The sequence below is a fragment of the Limnothrix sp. HT2024 genome (assembly GCF_059138625.1).
Map to the genome: position 1 here is coordinate 3,354,115 of NZ_CM181121.1, position 17,402 is coordinate 3,371,516.

A 17,402-nucleotide genomic window follows, 5' to 3' on the forward strand; every position below is an offset into this window, starting at 1 on the left:
GGGAGCGGCCGCACCCGGTTTCCCGCATGGGGCGATCGCCGGCTTTGTGAAGAATTACGGCGTTGCTCTCCCCAAGGCTTGAGAACTCCTTAAGCTGGATCTATCTCAAACCGCTTCTATTCAAATTGCTCCATTTAAACTGATTAAAAATCATTAAAAAGCCGCGAGGGATCGCAAGAACCTGGGGCGGCAATTGTGCAAAATCCAGGCAGCCTCTAGGTTTCTGGATGGGCCGGCGCTCAAAATGAAACTGCTAAGAAATCGACAGAATAAACAATTGTAATTGAATCCATGTCGATCAATTAAAACAAGTTGAAATTTTGGCGCAAAGGCGATATACTTTGCACGGCTTTTGTAACCGTCACTACACTTATCTTGGCACGGGAGGTAAGGAGGTTGGCAAGGAGACGCAAGCGCAAGAGCCGTCGGCGGCAAGAAGGGCGACGGATTCTTGAGAATGTGCCACAGTATAGCATCGAATGTGGCGAAGATAAGCCGGTCACGGCCGCTCGCAAATTCATTAAGGCAGAGGGAATTCATCCCCCCGCTTTGGTGTTGGTAAAGCGTAACGAACACACCACGGATCGCTACTTTTGGGCCGAAAAAGGGTTGTTCGGAGCGCAATACGTTGAAGAAAACCACTTCCTGTTCCCGAGTCTTCGGCTCTGGGGCGATCAAGAAGGGGATGTGCCTGCTTTGGGAATGGTGGCCGCTGCGGCTCGCTAAGTCCATGGCAACAAAACTGAAATCCGCGTTGTGTGGAGCCTGAAATCAGACGTTTGAGGTCGTGGCTGCTCTGCAATTCGGGCCCAGTTGAGGTGCAAATCGTCTTGGGGATGGATGCACGGAAACGTGGATTAATTGGTGATTTGTTATTGATTGGTGGGTGATGACTGTTGATTTTCAATTGGCGATCGACTCTCATGTCGCAGCGCCAATGGACGATCGAGTGCATCACAGTTGACACATCAATCTCTCATTAGCAAAAAGCTCAATAGCCGACTGACGACGGGCCTAAGCGCGATCGCTTCTTGCGCGATGGCCTTGTGCGGCCCTGGGTGCTTCCAATTCAAAAAAATCCAGCAACGTCCGCGATCAGGCTGCTGATCAGTGGGCGTTGCTGGTTTTTTATGTGTTTGCAGGGGTGGGGGTTTGGGGTTGTGCTGTGCTCTCGATCTAGGCAACCTGGGACAGCAGGGAGCGAAAAAATAGCTCAGTCAGTGGGTTAATCAGGTCAGTCAACAGTTACCACATGCCGCGAATCGGTTGTGCGGGGCGATCGGGGGTGACGGTAGTTTGTTGAACGGTGGTTTGTTGGCCGCTGCGTTGCACGGTGCGTTGTTGAACGGTGGTGGTTGTGGTCACGCTGGCTTGACTGGTGCTGACGTAGGCGCTGTCAGCATTGGCCAGTTGAATGTAGCCATTGCGAATCACGAGGGCATCGTTTCCCAGGGCCACGGCCTGGGCAAAGAAACGACCATCGACCAAGGCCAAGGTGATTTGATCTCCCGGATCCAAGCCCAGACGGGTGCGATCGAGCTGGGTGATGCCCACCAAGCGCGTGGAACCATCGGTCAGCAACAGTCGCACCCGATCGCCCACCAAATCTTGAATCTCGCCGGTCACAATTTCCACATTCTCAGCGGGCCCCACCATCCACACCACTTCCGGCATTTCTGCCCGGGCGGGCAAGGGGGCCAAGGTGGCGGTGGTGGCCAAAAGGGCGATCGAACCCATCACTGCGCAAGTCCATTTGCAAGCCATAACCAACTTCTCCAACGGAAGACTGTGAGTGCCAACGGAAGGACTCGATCGGGCGATCGAATCCGCCAAATGATTACTTCGCAGCCGTTGGGGGAAAGTCAGGATCGCCAATTGGGCCTCGATCGGGCCCAGAGGAGCGATCGCCAGGGGTTAATCAACAAATAATGAGGATTTTCTGAAGCGAGCGAGCGCTACAACTCTGGGCCAGAGTCGATCACAGCGGCCACCACATCCAAAGCAGCGGTAGTTTTGCGACCCGTGAGCCAATAGGTGCGCATGGGGCCGCGGCCCTTCACGTCAATCTCGCCTCGGGATTCAAACTCATAGCGATCGCGGAGGGCCTGATACACCGTTTCGGTCACCTGAATTCGGCTAGCCAAGCCCTGGGACTCCATGCGGCTGGCAATGTTGACCGTATCGCCCCAAAGGTCATAGATAAACTTGCGAATGCCAATCACACCTGCAATTACGGGCCCGGTGTTCATGCCCACGCGAATTTCCAGCGATCGCCCCAAGGTTTGCTGAAACTCTTCCTGAAAGCTTTGAATCACCCGCTGCATATCTAGGGCCATGTTGGCCATGGCGGCGGTGGGATCTTCCATGGGTAGGGGCAGCCCGGCCGCCACCATGTAGGCATCTCCGAGGGTTTTGATTTTTTCCAGGCGATGGCGTTCTGCCAGGTGGTCAAACTGGGAAAAGATCCGGTTTAGCCAGGTCACTAGGTCGATCGGGGGCAGTTGGGAAGACAGGGGCGTGAAGCCCACGATATCCGCAAATAGAATGCTGACTTCTTCAAAATGTTGGGCGATCGGTTCCGATTCCGTGGATCCATCGGGCTGCACATTTTGCTTCAGGCGATCGGCCACGGTGCGGGGCAGGATGTTCAACAGCAATCGCTCCGATTTTTCCTGTTCCCGGCGCAGGGCTTCTTCGGCCTGTTTGCGTAAGGTGATATCTTCCACCACCCCCAACAACCCAATCACGCGGCGTTGATTGTCGTGAATCGGAATTTTGCTGATATCGAGCCAAATGGTTTCGCCCGTGGCTCCCGGTTTTTGCTTGGGGGCGATCGCGTGCCAAACGGGTCGATCGCTCTCAATCACCCGGCGATCTTGCTCCCGAAAGGCCTCCGCTGCCTCTGGATCTCGCACCAGGTCAAAATCCGTTAGCCCAATCACCGCTTCCGGGTTTTCCAGTCCCGCCGCCTCTGCCCAGTTTTTGTTGCACCCCTGAAAGACCAGATCGGTATCTTTCCAAAACACATGTTGGGGAATGCTGTCGAGAATGAGCCGCAAATATCGTTCCTTTTCTTGCAGCTTGGCTTCCGAAAGGGTGAGGGCGGCTGTTCGCTGTTGCACCTTCAGCTCTAGATTTTGGTTGGCCTCCTCCCAGGCGGCGAAGGCCTGCCGCAACTGAAAAGCCATGCGGTTAAAGGACTCGGCCAGGCGATCGACCTCCAGGATTGGGCTGGCGGCGGCGGTCTGATTCAAGTTGCCCTCAGCGATCGCCTCGGCGGCCCGGCTGATGCGACTAACGGGATCCACAATCCAGCGGGTGGTGGCGATCGCCATTAAGACGGCTAAGCCTAAAGCGCCCAAACAGAGCAGAGCGGTGATGCGGGTATTTTCTTGGATTTGGGATGTGAAATCCCGCTCGGGAACAACCGTCACGGTCACCCAATCGAGTCCATAGTCATTTTCCAGGGGCAACACATCGATAAAGACACGATCGCTCCCCTTCGGTCGCACAATGCCCTGATATCGCTTGCTGACCTGGCGATAGGTGCCAAAGCGCTCTCGCAAAAACTCGCCCGCTGCCCGAATTCGAGGATCGCGGCTCTCCTCCGGCTTCAGCCGCTGGGGTTGGTTTTGGGCATCCCGTAAAAACAGGGGTTCCTCAGATGACGTGGCCACCAGGGCCCCGGTCAACCGTTCCACAATAAACATTTCTCCGGTTCGCCCTACCTTCAAACCCCGTAAAAAGGTGGAAAGCTGTTCCAAGGGAAGGTCGATCGCCAGCACGCCCTTGAGGGTTTCCGTGGTCAGCGGCGTGCCACTGGCGGTCACCGTACTGGAATTGCTGGTGTAAATGGGCAAGGCCGGAGTAATGCCCAAAACCGGTGGCTCCGTGAACACGTAAATGGGCGACCAGGCCAAGCCACCCCGTGCTACGGCGGCTCGATACCAAGGCCGTTTGCGGGGATCGTAGGGACGAGAGCTGACGAAGCGATCGCGCTGACCCTGTTTGTTCAGGGTGTAAATTCTCCAGTTGGGGGCCGTGGCCGTTGTGCGCACGGAAACTGTGGAAGGGTTGCCGCGCTCAACCTGCAAAAAATTACCCTCCGCATTGCCGTAGTAGAGGGCGGAAACCGCTGGTGTGATGTGTACCTGATGCCAAAAATAGCGCTGAAGGGCGGTGAAGTCGTTGAGGTTGAGGTTGCCCGCCGCCACGGATGCGGCATCAATGCGCAAAAACAGCTCGGATGTGCCCAAATACCCCTGCACATGCTGTTCCACCTTGGCCGCAATTTCGCCACTGAGCCTGGCTGCGAGGTCATTCACGGCCCGCTGGCCATTTCGCAGCGAGAGCCATCCCGTGAGTCCAACGGCCCCGGCCACTTGCAGGACGAGCGGCACGACCAACCAGCGCAAGCGTAGTTGTCGGAACCGCTTCGGGATCGACTGGATGGGTTGCACGAGTTTCATAGGGTGTCTAACGGTGCAGGTGGGGCATGGTCAGGATCAGGAATGGAAAACCAGGCCTCGCTTGGGTTTCCATGTTGCAATTTGTTGCGGCTGAAAGAAACCTGCGCAGCAAATTGCAGCAGCCGACGAAAGTGCTCCGATGAAAAACGTGCCGAGACTTGAACGAGTCTGGGTTGCAGCCTTCGCGCAGGCATCAGACTCGTTGAGGACGGTGGTTTGATTCTGGCATTCTCGGGGGAACTTGTGGGGTGATACACCTAGGCGTAGCTTGTGACTTCCTGCGGCGCGGCGGTTGATCATGATCGGCCTGATCGCCCCGCTACGGCCCACCCGAGGATCGTTAAATCCAGTAAGGCAACCAGCGCACACCCTCAATTCCCCAAATCCGCAGTTGCCAGTCAAAGGGGGTGAGAGGCCAGCCCAGATAAACGGGAAGCCAAAACAGAAAAGACAGCCCAATCAAAACCATGGCGGCGATCGAAAGGGGGCGATCGGGGCGGGATTGCCAGAGCCGATCGAGCAGCCAAGCCAAGACCAAGCTCGAAAACACAAACGCGCCCATGTAGTGGTAGAGAAACGTGCAGCGGGAGACCTTGGCCCAGGGCAACCAATTCGCCCCATAGTTCACCAGGCAATAGGTCAACATCAAGACTTCGGGCGATCGCACGGCGGCCCCGATCGCGCCCGATCGCTCCCACATCAGCCGCAATTGCCAGCGGTGGGATCCCAACCGCACCACGGGACTTTCCAAATAATCGGTGCTGACTAGGGGGGGTGCCAAAGCGGCCGGTTGCGCGATCGATCGCCACCAGTGCCGCCCCAACCACCATAGGGCCACAACCAACGCCCCCGCCGTCAGCCACCAAAGCAGTGGATTTCCCAGGGCATGTACGTCATAAACCGTTGGCGTGCCGGCCGGAAGATCTTTGGGGATCGGGTTTTGGTAATCGATCGGGGCGGTGGGGCCGCTGGTGCGGGCATAGAAGTAGGCGATCGGGCGCAACAGCAGGGGCCAAGTGAACCACCGAGAACAGTAGGGATGGGCATCATCACCCCCAACCCGATGGTGGTAGCGCAATAGATCCTGGTTAAACTCCCAAATACTTTTGCCGGGATTCAGTTGAGCATGGGGAATCCATAGCAGCCAATAAATCACCAACGGCAGCAGTCCCAACATCAATCCCATTTGGATCGGGCTGAAGCGCTGGAGGAGTGTCAGGGGATTTGCGACCGATCGCCCCGTGCGGGAACTGGGGCTGTTGGCCATGCTCTCCGGTGGTTCGGCATTCTCGATCGGCTCAGTGATCGGCTCAGTTGATTGCCGGGTCGTGAAACCGGGGCGATCGAGCCAATGCCAAACCCGCCACAGGGCCCAACTGCCCCAAGCCCCCACCAAAAAGGCCAAGCCATTCCACTTCACGCTGGCCGTGCAACCAAACCCCAAGCCCGCCAGCCCTAACCAGGCCCACACCTGCCAGTGATAGCGCGATCGCCCGGCCATGGCCCGCGCCGCCATTAGCCAACCGCAGTGACCCAACAGGCCAAAGGTCACCAGATAAACATTATTCAACCCATAGCGGGATTCCACCAAAAACAGCCCATCCAGGGCGATCGCCCCCGCCGCCACCAGGGCCAACAGCCGCCGCCCGGACATCAACCAAGCCAACCAAGCCACCACCAACGGCATCAAAGATCCCACCAGCGCATTCAGCCAGCGATAGCTGACCGTGGCTAGCAGGGAACCGGTGGCCTGGTTGGTGTTGTCGCGGCCCCACTGAAAATGCTCACTGATGGCAATCCCGATCGCAATCAGATACTTGCTGAGGGGGGGATGGCCATCTTCAACGGGTTTTCCCACCAAGTAATCGCGGGCAAACTGGGCAAAATAAACCTCATCAAACACCAAGGTGTTCAGGTGGCCTAAATTCCAAAACCGCACGATCGCCCCCACCAGCACGATCGCCCCCAGGATCCACCACCAATCAGATTCCCAGTCCCATCGCAACCGGGAGGATTTTGGAAAATCCCCCCGATCGGCTTGAGCTTCCTGGTTTGGTGAGTGGTCTAGGGGCGATCGCACATCAGCCATGACAGAACCCATGGAAAAAAGGCCATTTTAAGGGCCATTGCCGCGGCCGCAATTGCCAGGCCCCGCGAATGGGCGCTTAAGGATTTGCGTTGGAACCCGTGCCTTGCCAGTCGCTGCCGATTTGAATCGTCACGTCAGATCCCAAAATGCCCGAGCTATCCACCCGCACATCACCCCGCCCGATCGCCGCCTTCACCTGTTCCGCCGTATCCGCATCCCCATTTTGGGCAATCACCCGCGTCGTGCTGATCGTTTCCTTCCAGGATCGAGCCACAAACGTTTGGCGATAGCCCATGGCTTCCAATTGCCGCGCCACCGCCCTGGCCGCCTCCGGATTGCCGCTGGCATCTTGCACCGCCACGCGCACCTGCGACATCGATCGACTGTCGCCGGAACCGACCCCATGTTCAAAATGCTTAGCCATCATGTCCCGAATCTGATTCGGGTAAGGCAACCAATAGCTCGTTCCGTAGCGGGCAATATCGCCGTAATCCCCCGGAGTCACCAGCATTTGCACATTTTGGCGATCGACCTGGGTGGCAAAGCCCGCCAGCGCCACAATCTCCTCCATGCTCAGGTTGGTGTCCAAATTCTCCCGAATCACCGACAAAATGTCCGGTAACTTCAGCAGCGTGGTGGGGTTCAGGGCCTGTTCCTTCAGGCTGCGCATGGCCATCTGCTGGCGCTGTACCCGGCCAATGTCTCCATACTCATCGTGGCGGAACCGCAAAAACGCCAGCGCCTGCTCCCCGTTCAGGTGTTGCCGTCCCTGTTTCAAATTGATGTAAAGGTGTTGGCTGTCGTCTTGATACTTCATGTCGCGGGGAACATAGACCGTTAAGCCCCCCAAGGCATCCAGCAGCTTTTCCACCCCTTGGACATTAATCCGCATGTAGCGATCGATCGGCACACCCCCCAGCAGCTCACTCACCGCCTTGGCGCTCAGGGCCGGCCCACCACGACTGTTAGCGGCATTAATTTTGGTCATCCCCAGGCCATCCACCCAAGCCCGCGTATCCCGAGGAATCGACAGCACCGATAGTTTTTTCTGGCTGGGGTCAAACCGCACCAAAAACATCGTGTCCGACAAGCCCTCAAAGGAGTTCACCAGCGCATGGTAGCCATACTTGCGGCTGAGGCTATCATCCACGTCGGAGGTAATGACCTTAATCCCCAGCACCAAAATATTGACCGGCCGGGTCAGTTGCGGCAGTTGCAGACCCAGGCTGGAAATGGGTTGATTGTTCCCAAAAACCGCCTTTTCCTCTTTGCTCAATTCCCGTTGACTGAGGCTGGGGGAACTGAGGGAAACGGCCAGCAACGCCCCCGTGGTTGCGGAGATGGTGGCCACGCCCAAGAGGCTAAACAACAACCAGAACCAGCGGAAGCGATTGGCCCGAGGCTTGGGTTGCGGCGCTTGGGAGCGAGACATATCGGTAGCGTGGGGTTGGGAATGTCGATCGGTCAAGGGTGAGGAGGCGCGGTTGGAATGGCGAGTGGACACGGAGTTCCTCAAAAGGGGGTCAAGGGCGGAGAGTTGATGAGAGAGTAGCGCACTGAATGGGCGATCGGGCAGGGGCACTCGGGTGGCTCTGGCAGGGCAATCTCCACTTGATGAGGCTCTGAGAACCGCTGGAAGTGCGGTGTGGGGTGGCTGCCCAGACACCAATCTGACCGTTCTGACCATGGGAAGCAGAGCACAGCGGCCCGGCCGTATGAGCGGGAAAACCTCTAGGTGCAACTGCTTTAGCGCAATCATCGGGGATGGGTGCGCAAAACTGCCGTCATTTTAGCGGCGTTTTGGTGCGATCGCGGTGGATCATCCGGAGAAGACTGAGCAAAAATTCGCCGGAACTTTTCAGCAGGATTTAACTAGCTTTGACCGAGAGTTCAGCCGAAAATACGATATCCCCAAGCAGTTCTCAATCATCATTCCCAAATCCCATTCCTAGATCTCAGTCCCTTTCGGAACTGCTCAGGATAGGTTTGGCAGCAGTCCAGGATCTGCCCCAGATTCGTCTGGGGTAGGGTTGAGCGAGCTTGTGATTGCCGGCTATGGGCAGCCTCCAATCTGGGAACCTGAATGCTAGCGAGTCCTGATTGAGTCTTGATTGAGTGGCGAGTTGGTGGCAATTCGATGTTAAGGCGCTGTTGGGGCGATATTGGAATGCGATATTGAGATGCGATATTGAATTGAACCGGCGTTAACACTATCTATTGAAGCTGGCGTTGAAATCGTGCAAGATACCAGGCTCAACAACCTCCTAGGCGCGATCGCCCGGGGATTAGGAGGATGGCTCCAAAATCCTTGGCGGCGCACTTCTGTACAGTGTTTGGCGGTGTTGGTGGGGTTCTTTGGGGCTTCCGCATTGATCACCACAGCGGGCCAAGAGGCCGCCTGGGACTTGTCCATGGCGGGCATTTTGGCGGTGTTCTGCGAGGTGGTGAGCATTGTGGTCTATCGCCGCTGGAATGCTCGGGTTACAGATTTGAACGGGCGATCGCCCCTGTGGCTGTCGGTTTTGAATTTACTGAAATTAGGAATGGTTTACGGCCTGTTCTTAGAGGCTTTCAAGCTGGGAAGCTGACCCCAAAAAAGGGAAAAAGCCCGGCCCTGCTGGGGCGGATTTTCTGGCGTTTGGTAGTGCCTGTGAGGTGGTGACTTACGGCGAGCGATCGTTGACGCTGCAAGGCTTTCACAAGCTGATCATGCCTGAATTACGGCACTACCACTTACAGCACTACCCAAACGCCCCCATGCTTCCTAGTCGCGCTCTCACTCACCTTGAGCGACTTGCTAGCCAATCCAGACCAAATTCTCAGCCGCATCTCGAAAATCGTCGGACGCAGACACACCATTACAGGTGGTAATTTCCGGGGACTCCTCACCATCGCGGGGGCGATCGGGTGGGGGCGGCGGTGGTGGAAAGGAAGGCGGCGGCGGTGGTGGTGGAGTTAAGCCCGCCGTGGTTGTTGCGCTGGTGGGGCCGTAATGCTTGCGGTGGCGCAAACTAGCATCGTCGGTGCGGAAACTGCCCGCCGGATCCGACACAGCAATCGGCATTCGGGCGGATGGGGGAGCCGGGGGCCGCTTGTTAGGTTCCACCGAGGTCGAGGCCGATCGGACAAACCCTTTGCGGTGGGGACTGGCGGGCGCGGCGGCCCGGGCGGCACTGGTGCGCTGGGTTGCCGCAGCCATGGACTGACGGAGCGATCGACGTTCCGGCTCGATCACTTTGTCCATGAAATATTCGATGGTTTGTTCGCGAACCCAACCCCGTTTCGACAAAATTTCCCCAAACCGCAACCCCGTCACACTCTGATCATTCAGAGCAACCGTGACTTGAGCGGGCGCGAGCAAACCCGCCTCCACAAGGTATTGACCCAGGGGCTTAAGGCCGATCGACCGGGGCCAGGCTGCTGGCTGTCCCGAGACCGATCGATCTGTGCTGGGAGACGGTTGATTCTCCATAGCCAACCTCTACTACGACAAGGGATACAAGCGGGAGCGCAATCAGGGCAGGGCAGAATCCAGATGCGTCCCTCCGCAAAAGCCGAATTCGGGAACCACCAGAGAAGGAAAGGAACTGGATTGCAACGGAGCAACGGAACTGACCATCCACGTTATTACAGAGTTAACGGAGGGTTCAGCGGGGTTTCGCCCCCTAGGGGGTTGCCATCGTTGAATCTGACCATGTTCAGAATATTATGGCACTGGATTTGTCATCCGAGTAATTACGGAGAATTTTTGAGATTCTAGGCTCCGCCCCAAGCGTAACATGCCCCAATGGTGCGCCCCGGTCATGCGATCGCCCCATGAATGGTCGTTAACTTTGATTAATCTGCCTCGATCGAGGAAGCAAGCTCAGCCAGTTCCATCACGTCATAGCGCTCAAACGGCTGATGAATCCAGGGATTATGGGGTAAATAGCAATCGTAATAATCCGGGGCGATCGATGAACAGCCCTTGTACCAAATCACGGCCGTGCGCAGGTCGCTGAGATCGTAGCGATCGCGCAGCCACTGGATCGAAGCCTCTAGGGTTGCTCCCGAGTCGGCCAAATCATCCACCACCAACACCCTCGGCCCCAGGCGATCGCCCGTCATGGCCAGGCTTTGGGCAAATTTGAGCTGCCCCCGCTCCCGCCCCAACTCTCCGGCATAGGAACTGGCAAACAGAATGGCTAAAGGCTTGTGAAACAGGCGCGAGAAAATATCACCCACTCGCAGACCCCCACGGGCTAAGCAGACGATTTGGTCAAATGCCCAGCCCGATTGATGTACTGAACAGGCTAACCGTTCGATCGCCCGATGATACTCTTCCCAGGAGATGTATAAATCATTACTTAGATTGTTGTTTTCTATCCGTGATTGCCGCTTGGGTGTTTCAGTCTCGATCGGGGTTCCAGGGGCGATCGGGGATGGGGCTTGGGAATTGCAGGGCAAATCAGAGGGCATGGCAACCATATCCAGGAGGGGTATTGATCGAATCATCAAGCATTGAGTGGATTGAAGAGCGCGATCCGTAACGCGATCGTCAGCAAGGGCCAGTGCGGGCGATCGGGAAACCGGGAACCCAAACCCACAACAAAGAGCGGCCACCAACTCATCTCCAGCCCGATCGCGTAGATCTGGTATGGAGAATGGGTCGATCGCCGCTGTAATTTCAGACTTGGGCAGTGATTGCGAGCCGGGCTGTTGAAACCTGTTGATTGTTTTTGATCGGATAGGCCCATCGAAAGCGGTCTATTAGATCCAACTATTAGATCCAACTCCAGTAGATCCAGCTAGTAGATCCAACTCCAGTAGATCCAATAGGCTTTTTCAACAGCTCCTAGTAGCACGGCTACCTTAATTCGCTGGGTCAAATTACATGACTGTTACCGTCACCCAATCGTTAAGCAGCAAGATGCTCAAGCCCCTTGTTACCACGACTGGCTCCGCAACTTTGACCCAATGCCTTAAGCCTGTCACGCTACTAGCCAACTCTCAAGCCCTACAGCTTGGCCCCGCAATGGGAACAGAACTGGTGGCTCGGGTGATTATCCGTCTGGCAGTTGGCGCAGGTTTGGTGGCTAACGGGGGTTTCCCGCTTCACTTCCGGCAGACCCAACATTTGGGCATTGCTCTTGCCCGGAGCCACCATCGGATAACAGTTTTCATCGCGCCGCACCCGCACATCCAACAGCACCGGGCCATCGTAGGCCAGCATTTCCGCCACGGCTGGCGCAAGCTGGCTGCGCTCCGTCACCAAAATGCCCTTGATCCCAAAGGCTTCGGCCAACTTGCCAAAGTCCGGCATCCCCACTTCCATGTTGGACGAGGAGTAGCGCTCACCATAGAAGGCTTCCTGCCATTGGCGCACCATCCCTTGCCAGCCGTTGTTCACAATCACGGTCTTGGCATTGATTCCAAACTGGGCCAGGGTTCCCAGCTCTTGGATATTCATTTGCACACTGGCATCGCCAGCCACACAAATCACCTGGTGATCCGGAAGCGCCACCTTTGCGCCCATGGCTGCCGGAATCCCGAAGCCCATGGTTCCCAAGCCAGCGCTGGAAATCCAACGACGGGGGCCGTTCTTCAGGAATTGAGCTGCCCACATTTGGTGCTGACCCACATCGGTGGTGTAGTAAGCATCGGGGGCTTGGCGACCCAATTCCACAATCACCTCTTGGGGGGCGATTTCGTTGTCGTAGCTGGGCACCACCAAGGGATAGTCGGTTTTCCATTGGTTGATGCGGGTGTGCCAAGCGGCCGTTTGGGCCGGATCGCTGGCGATTTCCAGCTCCCGCACCCGATCGAGCAGTTCAATCAGCACCTGCTTCACATCCCCGACGATCGGCACATCCGGTACACGGGTTTTGCCCACCTCGGCCGGATCGATGTCGATGTGAATCACCTTGGCGCGACTGGCGAACTCATCGAGCTTGCCGGTGACGCGATCGTCAAACCGTGCCCCCACGGCGATCAACAAATCGCACTCGGTAACGGCAAAGTTGGCGTAGGCCGTGCCGTGCATCCCCAACATGCCCAAGGCCAAGGGGTGATGCTCATCAAAGGCCCCCTTACCCATCAGGGTGGTGGTGGTGGGCAGGCGGAAATGGTCAGCCAAACGGGCAATTTCCGCATGGGCCCCGGCCGCGATCGCCCCGCCACCCACATAGAGCAAGGGACGCTGGCTATGGCGAATCAGTTCGATCGCCTGGGTGATTTGGCGCGGGTTGCCCTTCACGGTCGGCTTGTAGCCCGCCGGCCGAATCGATCCCGGCTCCACTGGCACATAGTCAAATTCTTCGAGGCCCACATCCTTGGGCACATCAATCAGCACCGGGCCCGGACGACCCGACGAGGCAATATAGAACGCTTCCGCCACGATCGCCGCCATATCGGCCGGATCGCGCACCACGTAGGAATGCTTAACGATCGGCAGCGTAATGCCCCAAATGTCCGTTTCTTGGAACGCATCGGTTCCGATCGCCGTGCGGGGAACCTGCCCGGTGATGACCACCAAGGGAATCGAATCCATGTGGGCCGTGGCAATCCCCGTCACCAGGTTGGTGGCTCCGGGGCCGGAAGTTCCGAAGCAAACCCCCACCTGACCGGTGGCGCGGGCATAGCCATCCGCCGCGTGGGCCGCGCCCTGTTCATGGCGCACCAAAATATGTTTCAGTTGGCCCGATACTTCAAAGCCGTAGAGTTCGTCATAGATCGGCAGGATCGCGCCGCCGGGATAGCCGAAAATATGCTTCACACCATGACGGCACAGGCTATCGAGCAGAGCATAAGCGCCCGTGCGCCGCGTCACAGGCACGATCGAAGAGTCAATTTGGGAAGCGTTTCGCGATCGCACGAGCAGGAACCTCTACAGGCGAAGAGTAAACGGTGGGCAGCATGACCGCATCGAAAGAAAGCTCTACCACAACCTGACTTCGATCGGTGCGATCGTAACCTAGTTTACCGATTGATCGGGATTGGAAGCTAGGTCTCTGTCAAGGTTTTCTGGCCCCGATCGCGAGTTGGGGCATGGAGGCAATTCGGTTGTGATTGGGATGCTGTGGTGATCCCCCGCTCAGGATCAAAGAGTGATGTAGATCACAAATTTCTGATCCGCTTAAGGTTTCTGATCCGCTTTAGGTTGGCGATCCAGCTTATGGCTGAGGGCTGATTCACCTTGAGAGTTGGGCTTAGTCGCTAAAAAGTGCTGATATTGGCGCAAAATCATGCGCTGAACCGCAATAATTGCCGGGTTGATTTCCACATACCGCCGCTGTGGATCGCGATCGATCGCCCGTTGTTCGCTTTCCATCATTTCAATGTCTTGATTCAGAAAGCGCATAAAGATTTTTTGCTCAATCAGCTTAGCGGCCCAGGGTCGCACCGCCTGCACCAGCCAACCGGGTAGCCCCAACCGCAAAAAGAAAATCGCAAACGATCGGCTCTCTCGCAGCCCCACCGGCAGGCGCATCAAGTACAAACTAGACACCCCTTCCAGGCGACTGAAAAAGTGCGGGTAGCGATATTGCACCGTCACGGTCTTGGTGGTGACTTGATCGGCCGAGTCCGTAAAGCCCAAAAACTTGGCCATTTGCCCTTTATAGGACACTTGGTAATCAGCCACGATCGCGTTGCCTTCGTCCTTGAGCTTCAGCAACACCGGATCAAACCAACCCTGTAATTCCTCATGCAAAAACCCGTGGAACACATCCATCGAGTTTTCATTACAAACGGAAAAATGGGCCCGAAACTGCCCCGTCACCGGCACAGCCAGCCATTGGGGATCATCGAATTCAGGGATTTCTGGCAGCGGCACTTGATTCGCTAGGCTCTGGTCGCCGGGAAACACCCAAATGATCCCGTAGCGATCGACCGCGCGATAGCTCTGGGCCTGGGCACAGGGCAGCTTCTGACTCGGCGGCAAGTAGGGAATCTTGCGGCATTGGCCCGCCCCGTCAAATTCCCAGCCATGGTAACGACAGGCGAGATGGTCGCCCATTACCTTGCCCCGGCTCAGTTCTACGCCGCGATGGGGGCAGGCATCTTCGAGGGCTTGCACCGCTCCCGATCGATCTCGATAGAGGGCGATTTTCTGCTGCCACACTTCCACGCCCAACACTTGCCCCGCTGCCAACTGATTAGACCAAGCCACCGCATACCAGAAGTTGGGGTTAATGCCCGCCTGGCGCACGCTGTTTTGCACCTCGTGCTGATCGAGGGAAACGGTGCTCGGTGCAGATGACTCTGACTCGAGCGGCGAGGCATTAGCAGCTTGATTGGACGGAGTGGAAGTCACCATAACAATCGCCTAGTACCACCCAGCGGAACGATAGAAGCCCCCCGATCGCCAGCCAGTGGGGGCGATCAAGATCGCTTTTCAAAGTAGCTCGTTTGAGCCACTTTCGCAGCGCTTGGGTTGGGCCATCGATCGCCACAGTCCGCCGGCCCAAGCCAGTGGTTAGCCCCGTGCGCTGATTGGTCGGGACTCCCTCGCCCTTGAGGGAACTGAGCTTGAGCGATCTTAAAAAACGGAGAGAGAGGGATTCGAACCCTCGTTAGAGTTACCCCTAAACAGCATTTCCAGTGCTGCGCCTTCAACCGCTCGGCCATCTCTCCAGATGACAGGACGTTATCTTATCAGGCTCATGCCGGTTATGGGAAGAGAACGGTAAAATCTAGCTTCAGCGCGGCGGCAATCCCTGGGATCCGATCGCGCTGTACTGGTTGGCCCCTAGATGCCCAAATCCCCCATGACCTACAGTGCTGAAGATCGATCGACCGCCGCCCAAACCTATCGGGTGCGGATTCATAACCGCCAACGGGGCACGGTTCATGAAGTGCAAGTGCCCGGCGATCGCTACATTTTGCAGTCCTCAGAAAATCAAGGGGCAACGCTGCCCTTCTCCTGTCGCAACGGGGCTTGCACGGCCTGTGCGGTGCGCGTGTTGGAAGGCAAACTGAGCCAGCCGGAGGCCATGGGCCTGTCACCAGCTTTGCGCGATCGGGGCTATGCCTTGCTTTGTGTTAGCTATGCCGAATCGGATCTGGTGGTGGAAACCCAGGACGAAGACGAAGTATATGAACTGCAATTTGGCCGCTATTTTGGCAAGGGCAAAGTCCGCCGCGGCCTGCCCCTGGATGAAGATTAAGCCACTGGATCGGGGTCAACCGTTGCCCCAAGGCCGATCGAGCACCCCATCAACCAGCCCATTCGCGACCCCATCAGCAATCCCAAACATCAAGACAGCCACCAGCCCCAAACAGCTTGCCAAAACGCCCACTCAACCCCGCACCGGGCCACTCCCCCAAGTCATTCGCAGCCAGCCTTGGCCAAGGGCGATCGCCCTTGGCCTGATCTTGGGGTTGCTTACCGGTTGTGGCAACTCGCCCCTCACCGGGGTGCAGGTGGTGGTGAACCGCGTGCCCAGCGGCAACACCCTGGAGGTGCGCGGCACGGGGGCCGATGCCAAACGACTGGAAACCGTCCGCCTTTTGGGCATTGATGCTCCGGACTTGCGCCAACAGCCCTGGGGGATTAAGGCCCAACAAACCCTGATGGAACTGGTGGCGGGGCAAACGGTTTGGTTGGAATTTGAGTCCGGGGAAGCGCGCGATCGCCTCGGCCGGCTTTTGGCGTATGTTTGGCGGGATGGGCAGCTTGTGAATGAGCAACTGACCAAGGCGGGCTATGCGGTTCCCGCCAGTCGATCGGGACTGCTGAAGTACGATCGCCGCATTTTCTACGCCCAGGAATATGCTCGGATTTTGGAGTTAGGTGTTTGGAATCCCCGATCGCCCATGCGGTTGCGGCCCAGCGAATTCCGCCGCCAAAATCCTTCCTAGCTGGCATCGTGAAGCTGACAAGACTTCTGCAAGTTTGCAAGATGCATAGTTTGCAAGATGCACATTTTAGAGAGTGTGGAATTGAAGCATGAGTCAGTTACCAGATCAGGCAACGTTGCAACGACTGCTGGAGATTGCCACGGAAGCGGCCCTGGCCGGAGCGGCAGTGGTGCGATCGTTTCTCGGCAAAATTGAGGCCGAGGAAAAGGGGCGATCGGGCGACCTGGTGACCGCAGCCGATCGCGCCTCGGAAACCGCCACCATTGAGGTACTGAGTCGCCACTGTCCGCAAATTCCCATTTTGGCGGAAGAGTCCGGGGCGATCGGGGGAACCCAAACCAGTGACTATCTTTGGGCGATCGATCCCCTGGATGGAACCACCAATTTTGCTCACCAATACCCGTTTTTTGCCGTTTCGATCGGGCTACTCTTTCAGGGGCAACCGATCGTTGGGGTCGTGGCCGATCCCGATCGCGGGGAACTGTTTCGAGCGGCCAAAGGACTCGGGGCCACGCGCGATCGGATCCCGATGCGGGTGTCGCGCACCGAGCAACTGAGCCGTAGCCTGTTGGTGACCGGGTTTGCCTACGATCGCCGCGACACCAACGACACCAACTATCCTGAATTCTGCTACCTCACCCATTTAACCCAAGGGGTACGGCGCGGCGGATCAGCCTCGATCGACCTGGCCTATGTGGCCTGTGGGCGGTTGGATGGCTATTGGGAACGGGGCCTCTCCCTCTGGGACATTGCCGCCGGCATCGTGTTGGTGCAAGAGGCCGGCGGCCAAGTCAGTGCCTATGATGGCAGCCCCGTCAATCCCAGCAGCGGCCGACTCGTGGCCACCAACGGCCACCTACATGATCAACTCTGTGCGGCTCTGGCAACGGTTCCCAAGCTTGACCTGTGGCACCAGCCCCCCGCCACCTGGCCCAAAGTCGGTCAATAGGGCCCAGTGGGGGTTCAACAACCGTCAGATTCCTCAGTTCGCACCCGCAACAAAG

14 protein-coding genes and 1 tRNA gene are annotated in these 17,402 nt (G+C 57.2%); 5 read left to right on the forward strand and 10 right to left on the reverse strand.

Translation table 11 applies throughout. From position 1 onward, the window contains the following. Window positions 1–396: 396 nt before the first annotated feature. Window positions 397–726 carry a DUF3155 domain-containing protein gene (locus tag AC2IAX_RS13620; RefSeq protein ID WP_099534815.1) on the forward strand — a complete coding sequence of 110 codons (330 nt, stop codon included), beginning with the start codon at window positions 397–399 and terminating at the stop codon, window positions 724–726. A 519-nt stretch (window positions 727–1,245) separates the two neighbouring features. Here AC2IAX_RS13620 and AC2IAX_RS13625 read toward each other — a convergent pair. The 4 genes from AC2IAX_RS13625 to AC2IAX_RS13640 all read right to left on the reverse strand — a co-directional run bounded on the left by AC2IAX_RS13625 (window position 1,246) and on the right by AC2IAX_RS13640 (window position 8,062). Next, the gene (locus AC2IAX_RS13625) at window positions 1,246–1,875 is read right to left on the reverse strand and encodes a hypothetical protein (RefSeq protein WP_494387963.1); all 630 of its coding nucleotides are present in this window, start codon (window positions 1,873–1,875) and stop codon (window positions 1,246–1,248) included. An 80-nt stretch (window positions 1,876–1,955) separates the two neighbouring features. Then, a complete protein-coding gene (locus AC2IAX_RS13630) occupies window positions 1,956–4,469 on the reverse strand; it encodes an adenylate/guanylate cyclase domain-containing protein (RefSeq protein WP_494387964.1) in 2,514 nt (837 codons plus the stop codon). Between the two features lie 340 nt (window positions 4,470–4,809). Further along, on the reverse strand, window positions 4,810–6,570 hold the full coding sequence (locus tag AC2IAX_RS13635) for a phospholipid carrier-dependent glycosyltransferase (protein WP_494387965.1): 1,761 nt from the start codon (window positions 6,568–6,570) through the stop codon (window positions 4,810–4,812). A gap of 64 nt (window positions 6,571–6,634) precedes the next feature. Further along, the gene (locus AC2IAX_RS13640) at window positions 6,635–8,062 is read right to left on the reverse strand and encodes an LCP family protein (RefSeq protein ID WP_494387966.1); all 1,428 of its coding nucleotides are present in this window, start codon (window positions 8,060–8,062) and stop codon (window positions 6,635–6,637) included. 733 nt (window positions 8,063–8,795) lie between these two features. Between AC2IAX_RS13640 and AC2IAX_RS13645 the strand changes: the two genes are divergently transcribed. After that, complete coding sequence (locus tag AC2IAX_RS13645; protein WP_494387967.1) at window positions 8,796–9,146, forward strand: DUF565 domain-containing protein; 351 nt, start codon at window positions 8,796–8,798, stop codon at window positions 9,144–9,146. Window positions 9,147–9,355: 209 nt separating this feature from the next. Here the strand turns inward: AC2IAX_RS13645 and AC2IAX_RS13650 are convergent, their stop codons facing one another. From AC2IAX_RS13650 to AC2IAX_RS13675, 6 genes are all read right to left on the reverse strand, one after another. Further along, window positions 9,356–10,030 carry a cyclic di-GMP-binding domain-containing protein, MshE-related gene (locus AC2IAX_RS13650; RefSeq protein WP_494387968.1) on the reverse strand — a complete coding sequence of 225 codons (675 nt, stop codon included), beginning with the start codon at window positions 10,028–10,030 and terminating at the stop codon, window positions 9,356–9,358. A 365-nt stretch (window positions 10,031–10,395) separates the two neighbouring features. Continuing rightward, a complete protein-coding gene (locus AC2IAX_RS13655; protein ID WP_494387969.1) occupies window positions 10,396–11,016 on the reverse strand; it encodes a phosphoribosyltransferase in 621 nt (206 codons plus the stop codon). Between the two features lie 35 nt (window positions 11,017–11,051). Next, window positions 11,052–11,294, reverse strand: a complete 243-nt coding sequence (locus tag AC2IAX_RS13660) for a hypothetical protein (RefSeq protein ID WP_494387970.1) — start codon at window positions 11,292–11,294, stop codon at window positions 11,052–11,054. 260 nt (window positions 11,295–11,554) lie between these two features. Then, the gene (ilvB, locus tag AC2IAX_RS13665; protein WP_494387971.1) at window positions 11,555–13,411 is read right to left on the reverse strand and encodes a biosynthetic-type acetolactate synthase large subunit; all 1,857 of its coding nucleotides are present in this window, start codon (window positions 13,409–13,411) and stop codon (window positions 11,555–11,557) included. 261 nt (window positions 13,412–13,672) lie between these two features. Further along, the gene (locus AC2IAX_RS13670) at window positions 13,673–14,854 is read right to left on the reverse strand and encodes an aromatic ring-hydroxylating dioxygenase subunit alpha (protein ID WP_494387972.1); all 1,182 of its coding nucleotides are present in this window, start codon (window positions 14,852–14,854) and stop codon (window positions 13,673–13,675) included. Between the two features lie 230 nt (window positions 14,855–15,084). Beyond that, window positions 15,085–15,171: transfer RNA gene (locus AC2IAX_RS13675), tRNA-Ser, on the reverse strand. 134 nt (window positions 15,172–15,305) lie between these two features. Between AC2IAX_RS13675 and AC2IAX_RS13680 the strand changes: the two genes are divergently transcribed. The 3 genes from AC2IAX_RS13680 to AC2IAX_RS13690 all read left to right on the forward strand — a co-directional run bounded on the left by AC2IAX_RS13680 (window position 15,306) and on the right by AC2IAX_RS13690 (window position 17,347). Continuing rightward, window positions 15,306–15,704 carry a 2Fe-2S iron-sulfur cluster-binding protein gene (locus AC2IAX_RS13680; RefSeq protein WP_494387973.1) on the forward strand — a complete coding sequence of 133 codons (399 nt, stop codon included), beginning with the start codon at window positions 15,306–15,308 and terminating at the stop codon, window positions 15,702–15,704. Then, window positions 15,694–16,398 (forward strand): thermonuclease family protein, encoded by a 705-nt coding sequence (locus tag AC2IAX_RS13685; protein WP_494387974.1) that lies wholly within the window; start codon window positions 15,694–15,696, stop codon window positions 16,396–16,398. Before AC2IAX_RS13680 ends, AC2IAX_RS13685 begins: the two co-directional genes overlap by 11 nt. A gap of 88 nt (window positions 16,399–16,486) precedes the next feature. Then, a complete protein-coding gene (locus AC2IAX_RS13690; RefSeq protein WP_494387975.1) occupies window positions 16,487–17,347 on the forward strand; it encodes an inositol monophosphatase family protein in 861 nt (286 codons plus the stop codon). Window positions 17,348–17,402: the final 55 nt, after the last annotated feature.